General features: G+C 65.3%; 14 protein-coding genes. 8 read left to right on the top strand and 6 right to left on the bottom strand.

Annotated features, from left to right (window positions below; translation table 11 throughout):
* Positions 1-346 precede the first annotated feature (346 nt).
* From asd to leuC, 4 genes are all read right to left on the bottom strand, one after another.
* Positions 347-1,459 carry an aspartate-semialdehyde dehydrogenase gene (gene asd / locus Q0894_RS02615; RefSeq protein WP_299231220.1) on the bottom strand — a complete coding sequence of 371 codons (1,113 nt, stop codon included), beginning with the start codon at positions 1,457-1,459 and terminating at the stop codon, positions 347-349.
* Between the two features lie 221 nt (positions 1,460-1,680).
* The gene (gene leuB / locus Q0894_RS02620) at positions 1,681-2,760 is read right to left on the bottom strand and encodes a 3-isopropylmalate dehydrogenase (protein WP_299231222.1); all 1,080 of its coding nucleotides are present in this window, start codon (positions 2,758-2,760) and stop codon (positions 1,681-1,683) included.
* A gap of 233 nt (positions 2,761-2,993) precedes the next feature.
* Positions 2,994-3,647, bottom strand: a complete 654-nt coding sequence (gene leuD, locus Q0894_RS02625) for a 3-isopropylmalate dehydratase small subunit (protein WP_299231224.1) — start codon at positions 3,645-3,647, stop codon at positions 2,994-2,996.
* 3 nt (positions 3,648-3,650) lie between these two features.
* Positions 3,651-5,114 (bottom strand): 3-isopropylmalate dehydratase large subunit, encoded by a 1,464-nt coding sequence (gene leuC / locus Q0894_RS02630; RefSeq protein WP_299231225.1) that lies wholly within the window; start codon positions 5,112-5,114, stop codon positions 3,651-3,653.
* A gap of 403 nt (positions 5,115-5,517) precedes the next feature.
* Here leuC and Q0894_RS02635 point away from each other — a divergent pair, with 403 nt between their 5' ends.
* A complete protein-coding gene (locus Q0894_RS02635; protein ID WP_299231227.1) occupies positions 5,518-6,438 on the top strand; it encodes a LysR family transcriptional regulator in 921 nt (306 codons plus the stop codon).
* Positions 6,431-7,747 carry a hypothetical protein gene (locus Q0894_RS02640; protein WP_299231229.1) on the top strand — a complete coding sequence of 439 codons (1,317 nt, stop codon included), beginning with the start codon at positions 6,431-6,433 and terminating at the stop codon, positions 7,745-7,747. Before Q0894_RS02635 ends, Q0894_RS02640 begins: the two co-directional genes overlap by 8 nt.
* Before the next feature lie 67 nt (positions 7,748-7,814).
* On the opposite strand, the gene Q0894_RS02645 is transcribed toward Q0894_RS02640, so the two are convergent.
* Positions 7,815-8,330, bottom strand: a complete 516-nt coding sequence (locus tag Q0894_RS02645) for a hypothetical protein (protein WP_299231231.1) — start codon at positions 8,328-8,330, stop codon at positions 7,815-7,817.
* 215 nt (positions 8,331-8,545) lie between these two features.
* On the opposite strand from Q0894_RS02645, the gene leuS reads away from it, so the two are divergent.
* The 6 genes from leuS (at position 8,546) to Q0894_RS02675 (ending at position 15,228) form a co-directional block, all read left to right on the top strand.
* On the top strand, positions 8,546-11,140 hold the full coding sequence (leuS, locus tag Q0894_RS02650) for a leucine--tRNA ligase (protein WP_299231233.1): 2,595 nt from the start codon (positions 8,546-8,548) through the stop codon (positions 11,138-11,140).
* A 3-nt stretch (positions 11,141-11,143) separates the two neighbouring features.
* Complete coding sequence (gene lptE / locus Q0894_RS02655) at positions 11,144-11,623, top strand: LPS assembly lipoprotein LptE (RefSeq protein ID WP_299231235.1); 480 nt, start codon at positions 11,144-11,146, stop codon at positions 11,621-11,623.
* Between the two features lie 253 nt (positions 11,624-11,876).
* Complete coding sequence (gene holA, locus Q0894_RS02660) at positions 11,877-12,935, top strand: DNA polymerase III subunit delta (RefSeq protein WP_132042521.1); 1,059 nt, start codon at positions 11,877-11,879, stop codon at positions 12,933-12,935.
* Between the two features lie 422 nt (positions 12,936-13,357).
* On the top strand, positions 13,358-13,750 hold the full coding sequence (locus Q0894_RS02665; RefSeq protein WP_299231266.1) for a PA2779 family protein: 393 nt from the start codon (positions 13,358-13,360) through the stop codon (positions 13,748-13,750).
* A 12-nt stretch (positions 13,751-13,762) separates the two neighbouring features.
* Positions 13,763-14,728, top strand: coding sequence for a PA2778 family cysteine peptidase (locus Q0894_RS02670; RefSeq protein ID WP_299231238.1), 966 nt, complete (start codon positions 13,763-13,765; stop codon positions 14,726-14,728).
* A 68-nt stretch (positions 14,729-14,796) separates the two neighbouring features.
* Entirely contained in the window at positions 14,797-15,228 is a 432-nt protein-coding gene (locus Q0894_RS02675) for a DUF488 family protein (RefSeq protein WP_299231239.1), read from the top strand.
* 148 nt (positions 15,229-15,376) lie between these two features.
* Here the strand turns inward: Q0894_RS02675 and Q0894_RS02680 are convergent, their stop codons facing one another.
* Positions 15,377-15,991: a sugar transferase gene (locus tag Q0894_RS02680; RefSeq protein ID WP_299231240.1), complete on the bottom strand. Its 615-nt coding sequence runs from the start codon at positions 15,989-15,991 to the stop codon at positions 15,377-15,379.
* Between the last annotated feature and the right edge of the window lie 2 nt (positions 15,992-15,993).

Raw genomic sequence — 15,993 nt, forward strand, 5'->3', positions numbered from 1 at the left:
TTACCCCGGTGCGGACTCTCACCGCACTGTGTGTACGCCTTCTCGGGCGCACTGGGAGGCCGGCTCTGCCGGGCGAATGGAGGCCGAAGGCCTCCCGGTAAAGGCACAATACTGGGCAACATTACCAAGGCGCCTGTCGGCGCCATCGCCCGGGAAACCCGGCCTCCCACAGGGTGCCCCCCTCCCCGGTAAACCCGGCCTCCCACAGGGTGGTGCCCCCCAGTGGGTAGCGGAGCAACCCTCCTGCCTACTGGTTTCACGTCAGTCTGGGATGAACCAATAAATAGAGCGGGGAGCCTCCAAGGAGGCTCCCCGCCATCGTACGGCTACCGGTACTACGGAGCGGTTACTGCTGCTTGAGGATCATCAGCATCCGCTTGAGCGGCTCGGCGGCCCCCCACAGCAGCTGGTCACCGACACTGAAGGCGGAAAGGTACTCACCGCCCATGGCCAGCTTGCGCAGACGCCCCACCGGTACGGTCAGGGTACCGGTGGCAGCGGCCGGCGTCAGATCACGAATGGTCGCCTCCTTCTCGTTGGGCACCAACTTGACCCACTCATTATGCTTGGCAAGACGGTCCTCGATCTCGTCGAGGGGCACATCCTTCTTCAGCTTGATGGTGAAGGCCTGGCTGTGGGAACGCATCGCGCCGATACGCACACAGAGACCATCGATGGGAATGGGGTTGTCCTGAAGACCGAGGATCTTGTTGGTCTCAACGGAGCCCTTCCACTCCTCGCGGCTCTGGCCGTTGTCGAGCTTGCTGTCGATCCACGGCAGCAGACTGCCCGCCAGCGGCGCGCCGAAGTTGTCGGTCGGGAACTCGCCGGAGCGCATGGCCGCGGTGACCTTGCGATCGATATCGAGGATGGCACTGGCCGGGTCGGCCAGTTCGCCGGACACGCTGTCACGCAGACCGCCCATCTGGTTGAGCAGTTCACGCATATGCTTGGCACCTGAGCCGGACGCCGCCTGATAGGTCATGGAGGTCATCCACTCGATCAGGTCGGCCTCGAACAGCCCGCCGAGGCCCATCAGCATCAGGCTGACGGTGCAGTTGCCGCCGACGAAGGTCTTGGCACCCCTGGCCAGCTGCGCATCGATGACGCCACGGTTGACCGGGTCGAGCACGACGGTGGCCTCGTCCTCCATGCGCAGGGTACTGGCGGCATCGATCCAGTAGCCCTTCCAGCCACCCTGACGAAGATCGGCATAGACCTTCTTGGTGTAATCGCCGCCCTGACAGGTGACGACCACATCCAGCGCCGTGAGCGCGTCGAGGTCGAAGGCATCCTTGAGCGGCGGAACGTCCACGCCTACGTCGGGACCGGCCTGGCCGGCCTGGGAGGTGGTGAAGAAGACCGGCTCGATGCCCTGGAAGTCACCATCCTCGACCATGCGCTGCATGAGTACCGAGCCCACCATGCCGCGCCAACCAACGAAACCGACTTTCAACATGTGAAGTCCTCCAGAAATCGAATGTGCTGCGTATTATACAGAAAGCGGGCCCACCTCGCAGGCGGGCCCGGTCATCTCAAGCTCGAGGCTGCTCCGGCGACAGGTTTTCGAGGGGGCGCTGTAAATACATCCTTGTACGCTACCTCGGCCATCCCTGGTCCTCGGACCCCCTCTACAACCTATCCCCGGCGCCTCTCGCAACGCCATCAGCCAGAGGCATCTCAGAGCGCCTCGAAGGCGGCCAGTACCGCATCCCCCATCTCGCTGGTGGAGACGGTACGGGTGCCCTCGGAGGCGATATCGGCGGTTCTCAGGCCATCGTCGAGCACCTTGCCCACGGCCTCTTCGATCTGCGCGGCCAGGGCCGGCGCGTCCAGGGAGTAGCGCAGCATCATGGCCACCGAGAGGATGGTCGCAAGAGGATTGGCCACGTTCTGGCCGGCGATGTCCGGGGCGCTGCCATGACAGGGTTCGTACATGCCCTGGCCGGTTTCGTTGAGCGAGGCCGAGGGCAGCATGCCGATGGAACCGGTCAGCATGGCAGCGGCGTCGGAGAGGATATCGCCGAACATGTTGCCGGTGACCACCACATCGAACTGCTTGGGGGCACGCACCAGCTGCATGGCGGCATTGTCGACGTACATATGGGAGAGCTCGACATCCGGGTACTCCGGCGCCAGCCGCTCCATCACCTCACGCCACAGGATGGTCACCTCGAGCACATTGGCCTTGTCCACGGAGCAGAGTTTCTTGTTGCGCTTCTGTGCCATCTCGAAGGCGACCCGACCGATACGCTCGATCTCGCTCTCGCTATAGACGTAGGTGTTGAAGCCGACCCGCTGGCCGTCACGCTCCTCGATGCCCCGCGGCTGGCCGAAGTAGATACCGCCGGTCAGCTCGCGCACGATCATGATATCGAGCCCGGCGACCAGCTCACGCTTGAGACTCGAGGCCTCGGCCAGCTGCGGATAGGTGATGGCCGGGCGCAGGTTGCCGAACAGACCCAGCTGCTTGCGCACGCCGAGCAGACCCTTCTCGGGGCGCTTGGCGAGATCCTCTATCTTGTCCCACTTGGGACCACCGACCGCACCGAGCAAAATGCCGCGGGCGGCCTTGGCCTTCTCGAGGGTCTCGGCGGGCAGCGGCTCGCCGTGGGCATCATAGGCGGCGCCGCCCAGCAGCCCCTCCTCGACCTCGACATCGAGGCCGCGGGCCTGACAGGCAGCCAGAATACGGCTGGCCTGGGCGGTGATCTCGGGGCCGATGCCATCGCCCGGCAGTACCAGAATCTTCTGCGTCATCTTTGCTTCCTTGTGAGATTACCGCCGACACCGCAGCGGGGCGCCGGGGGCAGGCCGTAGAGGAGGTCCTACGCCAAGGATGGCGTCGGTAGCGTACAGGGAGGTATTCACAGCGCCTCCTCGTAGGCCTGCCGCCGGATCAGCCCCGCGGTCCGGCGGCAAGTGCTTGAAAATGTGAAACCTCGGCGGCGGCGCGGATCAGCCCCGCTTCCCGCCGGCAGGTGCAAGAAGTATCAGGCCTCGGCGCCGTCACGGAACAGCCACGGGCGAGCTTCACGATGCTTCGCCTCGAAGGCGCGAATGGTATCTTCATCCTTCAACGTGATGCCGATATCGTCGAGCCCCTCGAGCAGGCAGTGCTTGCGGAAGGCATCCACCTCGAACTCGATGACCTCGCCGGAGGGCGTGGTGATGCGCTGGTTCTCCAGGTCCACGTTTAGGGCATAACCTTCATTGGACTCGACCTCCTGGAACAGGCGCTCCACCGTCTCCTCGGGCAAGGTCACCAGCAGCAGGCCGTTCTTGAAGGCGTTGTTGTAGAAGATATCGGCGAAGCTCGGCGCGATCACCACCCGAAAGCCGAAGTCCTCCAGCGCCCAGGGGGCGTGTTCGCGAGAGCTGCCACAGCCGAAGTTGCGGCGCGCCAGCAGCACGCTGGCCCCCTGATAGCGCGGCTGATTGAGCACGAAGTCGGGGTTCAGCGGACGCTCGGAGCAGTCCTGGCCGGGATACCCCTCGTCGAGGTAGCGCAGCTCGTCGAACAGATTGACACCGAAGCCGGTGCGCTTGATCGACTTCAGAAACTGCTTGGGAATGATCAGGTCGGTGTCGACGTTGGCCCGATCAAGGGGCGCGACGATGCCGGTGGTGCGTTCAAACTTGTTCATGATTCAGGCCTCCTGCGCCTGGGCGTCGTCGTTGGCGGCGCCATCGTTGCCAAAGCCGCGTACATCCACGAAGTGACCCGCGATGGCCGCAGCGGCGGCCATCGCCGGGCTGACCAGATGGGTGCGACCCCCGTAGCCCTGACGCCCCTCGAAGTTGCGGTTGGAGGTGGAGGCACAGTGCTCCCCCGCGCCGAGTTTGTCGGCATTCATGGCCAGGCACATGGAGCAGCCCGGCTCGCGCCACTCGAAGCCCGCCTCGATAAAGATCTGGTCAAGGCCCTCGGCCTCGGCCTGACGCTTCACCAGGCCAGAGCCCGGCACCACCATGGCCAGCTTGATGGAGTCGGCCACCTTCTTGCCGCGGGCCACCTGGGCCGCCTCACGCAGATCCTCGATGCGCGAGTTGGTGCAGGAGCCGATAAACACCTTGTCGAGGCGGATATCGGTGATCTTCTGGCGCGGCTCAAGCCCCATATATTCCAGGGCACGGGTGTAGCCATTGCGCACGCTGTCGTCGCTCTGGGCGGCCGGGTCGGGCACCTCGCCGGAGACGCCGGTGACCATCTCGGGGCTGGTGCCCCAGCTCACCTGAGGCTCGATCTCGGCGGCATCCAAGGTCACCACCTTGTCGAACTCGGCATTCGCGTCCGAGACCAGCCCGCGCCAGTCGGCCACCGCGGCCTCCCACTGCTCGCCCTTGGGGGCGTAGTGACGGTCACGCAGGTAGTCGATGGTCTTGTCGTCGACTGCGATCAGGCCGACCCGAGCACCCGCCTCGATGGCCATGTTGCACACGGTCATGCGCCCTTCCATGGAGAGGCTCTCGATGGCGCTGCCGGCGAACTCGATGGCGTAGCCGGTGCCGCCGGCGGTGCCGATCTTGCCGATGATGGCCAACACCACATCCTTGGCGGTGACGCCGGCACCCAACGTGCCCTCGACGCGCACCTGCATGTTCTTCATCTTCTGGGCCAGCAGACACTGGGTGGCGAGCACATGCTCCACCTCAGATGTGCCGATGCCGTGCGCCAGCGCGGCGAAGGCGCCGTGGGTGGCGGTATGGGAATCACCGCAGACCACGGTCATGCCCGGCAGCGTCGCGCCCTGCTCGGGCCCCACCACATGGACGATGCCCTGACGCGGATCGTTGATCTTGAACTCCTCAATGCCAAACTCGCTGCAGTTGTCATCGAGGGTCTGCACCTGGATCAGCGATACCGGATCCTTGATCCCGGCATTGCCTTCGGCGCGCTCCTTGAGGGTGGTCGGCACGTTGTGGTCGGGCGTGGCCAGGTTGGCGTCGATGCGCCACGGCTTGCGGCCCGCCAGGCGCAGACCCTCGAAGGCCTGGGGCGAGGTCACCTCATGGAGGAGCTGACGGTCGATGTAGATCAGCGCGGTACCGTCATCGCGCTCCTTGACGAGATGCTGCGACCACAGCTTGTCGTAGAGTGTCTGGCCTGCCATATCGTTTCTCCCGGGCCCTGGGGCCCTATGCTTTTTTAGTCGGTCTTGGAAGCGCCTTGATACACCTTCCAGGAGCGGTTTCTCCGGCGACAGGCCTCTGCGGGGGCGCTGTAAATACTTCCCTGTACGCTACCGATGCCCTGCTTCGCTCTCGCGTCCTGCTCCGCTTGCAGGGCCAGTGCTGGCCATCCATGGCCAGCCCGTTCGAAGCAGTGCTTCTCACCCCTGGCATAGGCCCCCCGCTTCGGCCTATCCCCGGCGCCGCTCCAGCCGGTTAAGGGGGCCTGACCCCACGACGCTCCAGTCTTGGCGCTTTAGAGCCAGTTTCCCGCCCCTCGCCCATAAAATCAATTCATGTTATTTATGCATTGCATTCCTTAATGGAATCCGAAATGGAGGCGCCGTGGATACCCAGAGCCTGCAGGCCTTTCTCGCCGTGGCCGATAGCGGCAGCTTTTCTCGGGCGGCGGAGCAGCTGCATCTGACCCAGCCTGCGGTCAGCAAGCGTATCGCCGTGCTCGAGAACCAGGTCGACGCCCGGCTGTTCGACCGCATCGGTCGCCGCGTCACCCTGACCGAAGCAGGCCGCGTGCTGCTGCCTCGCGCCCGGGAGATCCTGGTGATGGTCAACGACAGTCGCCGTGCCCTTGGCAACCTGGCCGGCGCCGTGGGCGGCAGCCTGACCCTGGCCACCAGCCACCATATCGGCCTGCATCGCCTGCCGCCGCTGCTCAAGTCCTACACCCGCGCCCATCCCGACGTGCGACTCGACCTGCACTTCCTCGACTCCGAAGAGGCCTACCAGGGTGTACTGGATGGCTCACTGGAGATCGCCGTGGTAACCCTGGCGCCCCATCCCGATGCCCAGCTCGAGGTCGTGCCGCTGTGGCTCGATCGGCTCTGCTTTGTCTGCGCACAGGATCACCCGCTGGCCCGGCGCCAGCACCTAGCCCTCGACGAGCTTTGCCTCGACGAGCTATGCGACTTCGATGCCGTGCTGCCGGGGCCACAAACCTTTACCCGGGAGCTGATCGAGACACGCTTCGAGGCCGCCGGCCTGCGCCTTCCGGTCGCCCTCTCCACCAACTATCTGGAGACCCTCAAGATGATGACCGCCATCGGTCTGGGCTGGAGCCTGCTGCCGGAACGCCTGGTGGCCGACGATCTGCACGAGCTCCAGATCGATCACCCGCCGATCCATCGGCCGCTGGGCTATCTGGTACACCGCAACAGAACCCTCTCCAACGCCACGCGGGCCATGCTCGAGCTGCTGGAGGCCACCCGCGAACCCGGCGTGCCGACTGGGAGTCAGGGAAATGGATAGCCCCACACCGCTTCGCCACCGCCTCGCCGGCGGCCTGATCCTCACCGGCCTGGTACTGCAGGTCCTGCGCCTGGCGGGGCTGCCGGTGATGCTGCCCGCGGTCAGCGTTGCCTTGTGGCTGGCGGTGGCACTGCTATGGCCGGATCTCAAGCGCAGCAATCGGCGCCAGGCCACCATCCTCGCTGGCCTCGGCGTCGCGCTGCTGCTCACCGCCGCCCTGCGCTACGACGCCGAGATCGCCTGGGCCCATATGCTGGATGGCAACGCCTACGTGGTGGCCATGCTGGTCGGGGTGAGTTTTATCGGCCTGATCGGCACTCGCCAGGGCCATGCGCCACCCCCGGGCAGTGCGGTGACCGGACGGCTCGGCACCGCCGGCACCTGGCTCGGGGTGCACCTGCTCGGCGCCATCCTCAACCTCTCCACGATCTTCATGGTCGGCGACCGGCTGCGCCGGCATGGCGAGCTAAGCATGCCGCAGCTGCTGGCCCTCAATCGTGGCATCTCCGCCGCCGCGCTGTGGTCGCCCTTCTTCGCCTCCATGGGGGTGGTGATGACCCTGGCACCCGAGATGGAGTATGCCACCATCCTGGCGCTTGGCGTGCCCCTGGGGCTGGCCGCCGGCACCCTGTCGCTGCTCGACCTCTCGCGGCGCTTCGACCTGGACACGGTGGCCGGCTACTCGCTGTCGCCACGCAGCCTGCTGCTGCCCGTTGCCATGGCGGCCCTGGTGATGCTCTTCCACTTCGGCCTGACCCCATGGCTCTCCATCGTCAGCATCATCACCTTTCTGCTGCCCGGCGTGGCGCTGGCCAGCAACCTGCCCCGCGGCCCTCGCTGGACCCTGACGCGGATACGCAACCACGCCCTGGTGCGGCTGCCGGCGATGCGCGGCGAGATTTCGCTCTTCCTGTGTGCGGGGCTTCTCACCCAGGGACTATCGGCCTTTATCACCGCCGCCACCGGCAGCGACTGGCAGCTCTTCGAGCACTTCGCCGCCCCCCAGGCCATCGCCAGCTTCCTGGCCATTGTCGCCAGCGCCGTGGCCGGGCTACACCCCATCATCGGCGTATCGGTACTCGCCTCGATGCTCGACCTGAGTGGCGACCGCCAGACGCTGTTCGCCTTTGTCGCCCTCGCTGCCTGGGCGGTGGGCACCAGTGTCGGCCCCCTCTCGGGCATCAACCTCTCGCTGCAGGGCCGCTACGGCATCAGCGGCACGCGCATGATGCGCCAGAACCTGGGCTATGCCGCCGTGCTCTCCACGCTGGTCGTCGCGGGAGTCGTGGTGCTGGATGCGTGGCTATAACAGGAGCAAGGGGTCTAGGGTGCTACTTACCCCTCGCCCCTCGAACCTCAACCCTCGCCCCTCGTTCCTACTGAGACACCCTCCTGAAGAAGCGATGACCACACTGGTGGCAGGGGTCGATACGGGTCAGCTCGGGCAGGTCCACCTCGGCATCACAGTGCACGCAGACCAGCCGGCCGGGTACCGCCATCTCCCCTTCGCAGTAATCGGCACGCGCCGCCTCGAGCTCTTCCTCGAAACGCTCGCGCTCCACCACGCTGCGATCGGCAATCGAAAGCAGCGACTCGCTCACCTGGCGTGACAACGCCGAGAGATCGATGCCGAGCCACGCCGCCACGCCCTCGCCGCCGGCATTCAGATAGCGCCGCATATCCTTTAGATCGCGCTCCACCCAGGCGCGAAGCAGCGACAGCTCGTCCTTGGTGAACTCCTCGAGTTCGGACTCGAACTCCACGGCGTCATCCAGCTCCTTCTGCAGGTTCTCCCAGTTCAGCTCCCGGGCCCCCTCGCGCAGACGATCCAGCATGCGCTCATAGCCTTGGCGCAGGTGGCGTTCCTCGTGCTCCTTGTGTGAATCACTCATGGTGCTCTCCTCGATATGCGAATAGGGAAACGCCGAGCCCCAACGTAGCCGGGCAAGGCCGTGCTGGGGTATCCTCTCCCTACCATTTAGACGACTTCCCGCCGTCAGTTCAACGCCTTGTCACAAGCATGCACAGGCAACATGACGCCGGACAAGCCATTCGAGCGTGCGCCCCCGGCGCGCCGAACCGATAGCCAAGGTACCCGTTGACAGCGATGGACGCACAGTACAAGCCCCAAGAGATCGAACGCGACGCCCAGCAGTTCTGGGAAAAGAACCAGTGCTTCAAGGCGGTGGAGGATGCCACCCGCGAGAAGTTCTACTGCCTGTCGATGTTCCCCTACCCCAGCGGCAAGCTACATATGGGGCATGTGCGCAACTACACCATCGGCGACGTGGTCTCCCGCTACCAGCGCATGCAGGGCAAGAACGTGCTGCAGCCCATGGGCTGGGACGCCTTCGGCATGCCGGCCGAAAACGCCGCGATCCAGAACCAGGTCCCCCCGGCCGAATGGACTTACGCCAACATCGACTACATGCGCCAGCAGCTCAAGGCCCTGGGCTTTGCCTATGACTGGAGCCGCGAGTTCGCCACCTGCGATCTGGACTACTACCGCTGGGAGCAGTGGTTCTTCGCCAAGCTGGTGGAGAAGGGGCTGGTCTACAAGAAGATGTCCACGGTCAACTGGGACCCCGTGGACCAGACCGTGCTCGCCAACGAGCAGGTGATCGACGGCCGTGGCTGGCGCTCCGGCGCCCTGGTGGAGCGCAAGGAGATCCCGCTGTGGTTCCTGCGCATCACCGACTACGCCGACGAGCTGCTGGCCGACCTCGACCGCATCGAGTGGCCCGAGCAGGTCAAGACCATGCAGCGCAACTGGATCGGCAAGTCCCGCGGCGTCGAGCTTGCGTTTGATATCAAGACCGCCGATGGCAGCACCTGTGAGCCGCTGTCGGTCTATACCACCCGCCCCGACACCCTGCTGGGGGTGACCTATGTGGCGGTGGCTGCCGACCACCCGCTGGCCCGCCAGGCCGCCGAGAACAACCCCGAACTGGCCGCCTTCCGCGAGGAGTGTGCCCAGGGCGGCACCAGCGAGGCGGAGCTTGCCACCCGCGAGAAGAAGGGCATGCCCACCGGACATCTGGCGGTGCATCCGCTCAGCGGCCGCGAGGTGCCGGTCTATGTGGCCAACTTCGTGCTGATGGAGTTCGGTACCGGCGCGGTGATGGCGGTACCCGCCCACGACCAGCGCGACTGGGAGTTCGCCACCAAATACGGGATCGCCATCGAGCCGGTGATCGCCGATGAGAACGGCCAGGCGCCGGACCTCTCCGAAGGCGCCCATGACGAGCACGGCATCCTGATCAACTCCGGCGAATTCGACGGCCTCGACTTCGAAGCGGCCTTCGACGCCATCGCCGCGAAGCTTGCCGAACTCGGCCGCGGCGAGGTCAAGTCTCACTACCGCCTGCGCGACTGGGGCGTGGCGCGCCAGCGTTACTGGGGCGCGCCCATCCCGGTCAAGTACGGGCCCGAGGGTCAGACCGAACCGCTCTCCGATGAGGAGCTGCCGGTGGCCCTGCCCATGGAGGTCACCGTGGACGCCACCGGCTCGCCGCTCAAGCGCATGCCGGAGTTCTCCGACCTGGGCGACGGCTGGGTTCGCGAGACCGACACCTTCGACACCTTCATGGAGTCCTCCTGGTACTTCGCGCGCTTCTGCTGCGCCGACAACCAGGAGGCGATGCTCGACGAGCGCGCCGACTACTGGCTGCCGGTGGACCTCTATATCGGCGGCATCGAACACGCCATCCTGCACCTGCTCTACGCGCGCTTCTTCACCAAGCTGATGCGCGACCTGGGCATGGTCAACGTCGACGAGCCCTTCCAGCGCCTGCTGACCCAGGGCATGGTGATCGCCGAGACCTACTACCGGCTACAAGCGAACGGCAGCAAGCAGTGGTTCAACCCCGCCGACGTCGAGGTCAAGCGCGACGACAAGGGTCGCCCGGTCAGCGCGGTGCTAATCGAGGACGGCCTGCCGGTGGAGATGGGCGGCATCGAGAAGATGTCCAAGTCGAAGAACAACGGCGTCGACCCTCAGTCGATGATCGAGCGCTTCGGCGCCGACACCGTGCGCCTGTTCATGATGTTCGCCGCCCCGCCGGAGCAGTCCCTGGAGTGGTCCGATGCCGGCGTCGAGGGGGCCCATCGCTTCCTCAAGCGCCTCTGGCGCATGGTCGGCGAGCACCTCGAGGCGGGCCAGCCCGGCACGCTGGACGTCGCCAATCTGGATGACGCCCAGCGCGAGCTGCGTCGCAAGACCCACGAGACCATCAAGAAGGCGGGTGACGACATCGGCCGACGCACCACCTTCAACACCGCCATCGCCGCGGTGATGGAACTGACCAACGCCATCGGGCAGTTCCAGAAGCGGAGCGACGCGCCATCGCCTCAGGATCTCGCCGTGGCGCGCGAGGCCGTGGAGGCCTGCGTGCTGCTGCTCGCACCCATCACCCCCCACGCCTGCCATGCGCTGTGGTCGGCGCTGGGTCATGCCGAGCCGGTGATCGATGCCAGCTGGCCGGCGCTTGACGAGAGCGCCCTGGCCCGCGACACCATCGAGCTGGTCGTGCAGGTCAACGGCAAGCTGCGGGCGCGCATCGAGGTGCCCGCCGATGCCGACAAGGCCACCGCCGAGGCCGCGGCCTTCGACTCCGAAAACGTCCAGCGCCACACCGAGGGCAAGACGGTCCGCAAGGTGATCGTGGTGCCGGGCAAGTTGGTCAATATCGTGGTGGGCTAAGCCATGCAGCGACGCACTTTCCTAACCCTGGGTCTGGTCGGCGGTGCCGGCCTGGCTCTCGCCGGCTGCGGCTTTCAGCTGCGCGGCCTGAACAGTCCATCGGCACCGATGAACGAGCTCGCCCTGGCGGGGTCCGACAGCGACCTGGCCAGGCGGGTCGAGCAGCGCCTGGTCGCCGCCGGTACCTGGGTCCATGACGGCGCCGACCGGATTCTCAACCTGGGCAGGCCCAATATTCGCCAGCGTCGCCTCAGCGTGCTGGAGTCGGGGCCGCGGGATGAGGAGATGCGACTCGTTGCTCCCTTCTCGGTACAGCGTGCCGACGGAGCCTATCTGCTCGATCAGCAGCGCCTCGAAGTCACCCGCCGCTACAGCGTGGATGACGGTGACCTGCTGGGCCGCGAGGAGCGTCGCGACACCGTGCGCGAGGAACTGCTCGAGGAGGCCGTCCTCCAGCTGATCGAGCGACTGCGTTCACTATAAATTTCAAAGCTTGAGATACCGAAAAAGGGGCGCCGGGGACAGGTCGGAGAGGAGGTCCGAGGACCAAGGGTGAGGAGCACTGCTCCGAACGGGCTGGCCATGGATGGCCAGCACCGGACCTGCAAGCGGAGCGGGACGCGAGAGCGCCGCAGGGCCGAGGTAGCGTACAGGGAGGTATTTACAGCGCCTCCCCGATGGTCCGACACTTCGGGGCCTGTCCCCGGATCAGCCCCGTTGGTAAAGGATACACTCTTTGAAAGTCTTCCCCGACAAGCTGGCCGACGCCCTGGCGAAGAAGCTGCCGCCGGTGGTGATCGTCGCCGGCGAAGAGCCCCTGCAGCATATGGAAGCCTGCGACGCCGTGCGCGCCGCCGCGCGTTCACGGGGCATCGAGGAGCGCGAGATCCTGCATGTCGAAGGCAACTTCGCCTGGGGACGCCTCCACGAAGCCTCGGCCAGCATGTCGCTGTTCGCCAGTGCCAAGCTGATTGAGCTTCGCCTCTCCGGCAGCAACCTCGGCCAGGAGGGTACCAAGGCGCTGAGAGCCTATGCCGAGGAGATGAAGGCCAGCGACAACGTGCTGCTGCTGGCCATGGGCAAGCTCGACTTCCGCCAGCAGAAAAGTGCCTGGTTCCAGGCGCTCGACAAGGCGGGCCTGTTCGTACCGGTGTGGCCGGTGGATGTCTCGCGGCTGGGCTTCTGGCTACGCGATCGTGCCTCTCGCCACGGCCTCAATCTCGACCTCGATGCTGCCCGCCTGCTGGGGGAGCGCACCGAGGGCAACCTGCTGGCTGCCGATCAGGAGCTGCAGAAGCTCGCCCTGCTGCTGCCCGCCGGCGCCCGGGTCTCCCCCCGCGAGGTCGCCGGCGGTGTGGAAGACAGCGCGCGCTTCGATGTCTTCACCCTGGTGGATGCCTGCCTCAAGGGCGAACGCTCGCGGGTCGCCCGCATCATGGCCGGCCTCGCCGGCGAAGGGGTGGAGCCCCCCATCGTGCTGTGGGCCCTGACCCGGGAGCTGCGTACCCTGCTCTCCCTGCATCAGCACCTCGACCAGGGCCAGAGCTTCGACCACGCCTGCAAGGCTCAGAAACCGGCCATCTTCGAGAAGCGCCGCCCCGCCTATCAGCAGGCCCTCTCCCGCCTGCCGGTCAAGCGCCTGCACAAGCTGTTGCTGTTTGCCCAGCGGCTGGACCTCTCCATCAAGGGCGCCTCCGCCCTACCCCTCCAGGATGGCCTTCATGACCTGGCACTTACCCTGGCCGGCGGCCGCGGCCTGCTCGCCGAGCTGCCCTCCTCCTACCGTATCAGTTGACTCTTAAACACAGGTCTATTGCAGTTACTGAAACCAAGGGGCGCTGGGGACAAGTCGAAGAGGAGGTCCGAGGACCAGGGACGGCCGAGGTAGCGTACAGGGAGGTATTTACAGCGCCTCCTCGCAGACTTGTCGCCAGATCAGCCCCGAGCTACCGAGCTACCGAGCTACCGGGCTACCGAGCTACCGAGCTACCGAGCTACCGAGCTACCGAGCTACCGAGCTACCGAGCTACCGAGCTACCGAGCTACTTACGATAACCCTTACCTTAAGCAGCAAGGGTATGAAATTTCACACCATTTCATTCTATACTGGGCGAGTATCATCGTGACGCCACCCAGTCGCCAGGACGCGACGCGTGGACCACCCAGGAGCCGGAAATCCACACAGAGCCCCATACGAAGAAAAGGAACACCGACATGATGAAGAAGCTTTACCGCTACCTCAGCCCGCTGCTGATCCTCGCCCTGATGCTGGGCAGCCTGCCGGTCGTGGCCGCACCCGCTCCCGCCGGCGGCATGATCACCACCCAGGAAGCCCTCGCCGCCGAGCGTAGCCAGTCGGATCGTGAACGGATCCATGCCGTTCTGGCCCGCGACGACGTACGCGAGCAGCTGGTCGCCCAGGGCGTGGACCCCGCCGAGGTCGAGGACCGTGTCGCCGCTCTCTCCGACGCCGAGGCCGCCCAGATGGCCGAACGCCTCGACCAGATGCCCGCCGGCGCCAGCGTGGTCGGCGCACTGTTCGCCGTCTTCGTGATCCTGCTGGTCACCGACATCCTCGGCCTGACCAACGTCTACCCCTTCACGCGCTGAGTGGATGTGATCATGATCGACTGCCTTTCAGGGCAGCCGACCAGCAACAGGAACGCCCGCCCCGCGGGCGTTCTTGCGTTGGTACTGCTGCTTTTATTGCTCACCGGTTGTGCGTCTACCCCACGTGTCGATGACACCACCCGCAGCGCGATAGCCCCGCGAGTGCTGATCGACGATGTGCCCTTCCATGGCCAGCGCGACTATCAGTGTGGGCCCGCCTCACTGACCATGGTGCTGCAGCATGAGGGTGTGGCAACGGACGTCGACACTCTGATTCCCCAGGTCTTTACCCCCGGCCGCGAGGGTAGCGTGCAGCCCGAGATGCTCGCCACGGTGCGCCGCCAGGGACGAATCCCCTTCGTGATCGAGGGTCGCTTCGAGACGCTGTTGAGCGAGCTCGATGCCAGTCATCCGGTCGTGGTGATGCAGAACCTCTCCCTGCCCGCCTGGCCCCTGTGGCACTACGCCGTGGCCATCGGCTACGATTTACAGGAGGAAACGCTGATCCTGCACAGCGGCATGGAGGCCGAGCGCAAGGAGTCGTTCAAGCGCTTCGATGCCACCTGGGCCCGTAGCGATCGCTGGGCCTTCGTGGCGCTCCCCCCCGGAGAGCTGCCGGCCACCATCGGCGCCGAAGCAGCGCTACAGGCGATCGGCGACTTCGAGGGAGTACAGGGCAGCGAAGCGGCTCTGCCCGCTTGGGAGGCACTGGCAGCGCGTTACCCCCATAACGCCATGGTCCATTTCGGCCTCGGCAATGCCCGCCATGCCGATGGCGATCTCGAAGGTGCCATCGACGCCTTCACCGCCGCCACGGCGGCGAACGAATCGCATGCCCCGGCGTGGCTCAACCTGGGGCTCGCCCTGGAGGCAGCGGGACGCAGAGAGCCGGCCCTCGAGGCCCTGGCACGTGCCGCGGCACTACCCGGACGCTGGCAGGCGCATAGCCGCGAAGCCCTGGAGCGCCTGAGCGAGTAGCGAGGAAGCGAGAAGCGAGGAAGCGAGGAAGCGAGGAAGCGAGGAAGCGAGGAAGCGAGGATAAGCGAATGAGCTATCACATCGAGATCAAGGGCATCGCCCAGCCCGCCGAGCCCCATGATGGCGCCCGGGTGCTGGTGGACCGCCTCTGGCCCCGAGGACGCTCCCGGGAGGCGTTGTCGCTTGACGACTGGTACCGCGACGCCTCGCCGAGCCCAGCGCTCAGGCGCCAGTATCAGCAGGGAGAGATCAGTTCGACGGTGTTCGCCGTCCGGTATCGTGGCGAGCTACGCGACCACCCCGAACGGCTGCTGCCGCTGATGCGCCAGGTCCGTTATCGTGGGGCCCTTACCCTGCTGACCGCCGAACGTGATCTCGATGCCTCGCCGCTGCCAATACTGAAGGAGTGGCTGCTCTTCGCCCTGCAGGAGGAGGATGCGGCGGACAGGGAGCCGGCGTCACCGCCCTGCTACCGGCATCTTTTCGAAGATCCCGGCTAGCAGGCAGGGTGCCGAATAATGCAGGTTGTGAAACGCTCGCCCCTGCCCCATTACGTGCTAGTGGAGCAAATAGCGAGCTGCTACAGAGCGTATAGAGAGCACCAGGGTGAACAGAAAGCATCAGAGCGGATAGCAACCATCAGGCCCATCAGGCCTCGTGCCGAAGCCCCAGACTCTCGCGATAATCATCCAGCCGACCCTGGGGAGCGGCATAGAGAATACCCTCACGCTTGAAGACGACGGCCACGGTGGCAAACAGGATCTGAAGATCCAGCCACAGCGTATGGTGATCCACGTAGTCCACATCCAGTCTCAGCTTCCTCTCCCAGCTGATATCCTGTCGACCGTTGACCTGGGCTAGCCCGGTCACGCCGGGGCGTACCTCATGGCGGCGCCGCTCGTCGCCAATAAAGTAAGGCAGATAGTCCATCAGCAACGGTCGTGGCCCCACGAAAGACATATCACCCTTGAGGATATTGAACAGCTGGGGAAACTCATCGAGGCTTGCGCGACGAATCCACAGCCCGAGACGAGTCACGCGCTCTTCGTCGGGCAGGGGTTGGCCCTGACTGTCTACCGCATCACGCATGGTTTTGAACTTGATCACCTGGAAGGGAACTTCGTCCTTTCCCGGTCGCCATTGACGAAAAAAGACATCACCCCCCATGTCGAGCCTTATCAGCAAGGCTACCACGAGCATGATCGGGCTCAGTATCAGGAGCAAGATGGCGGCCATGGCAATATCGAAGGTACGTTTTATCATGA

Source organism: uncultured Halomonas sp., from assembly GCF_947501415.1.
Classification (GTDB): Bacteria; Pseudomonadota; Gammaproteobacteria; order Pseudomonadales; family Halomonadaceae; genus Halomonas.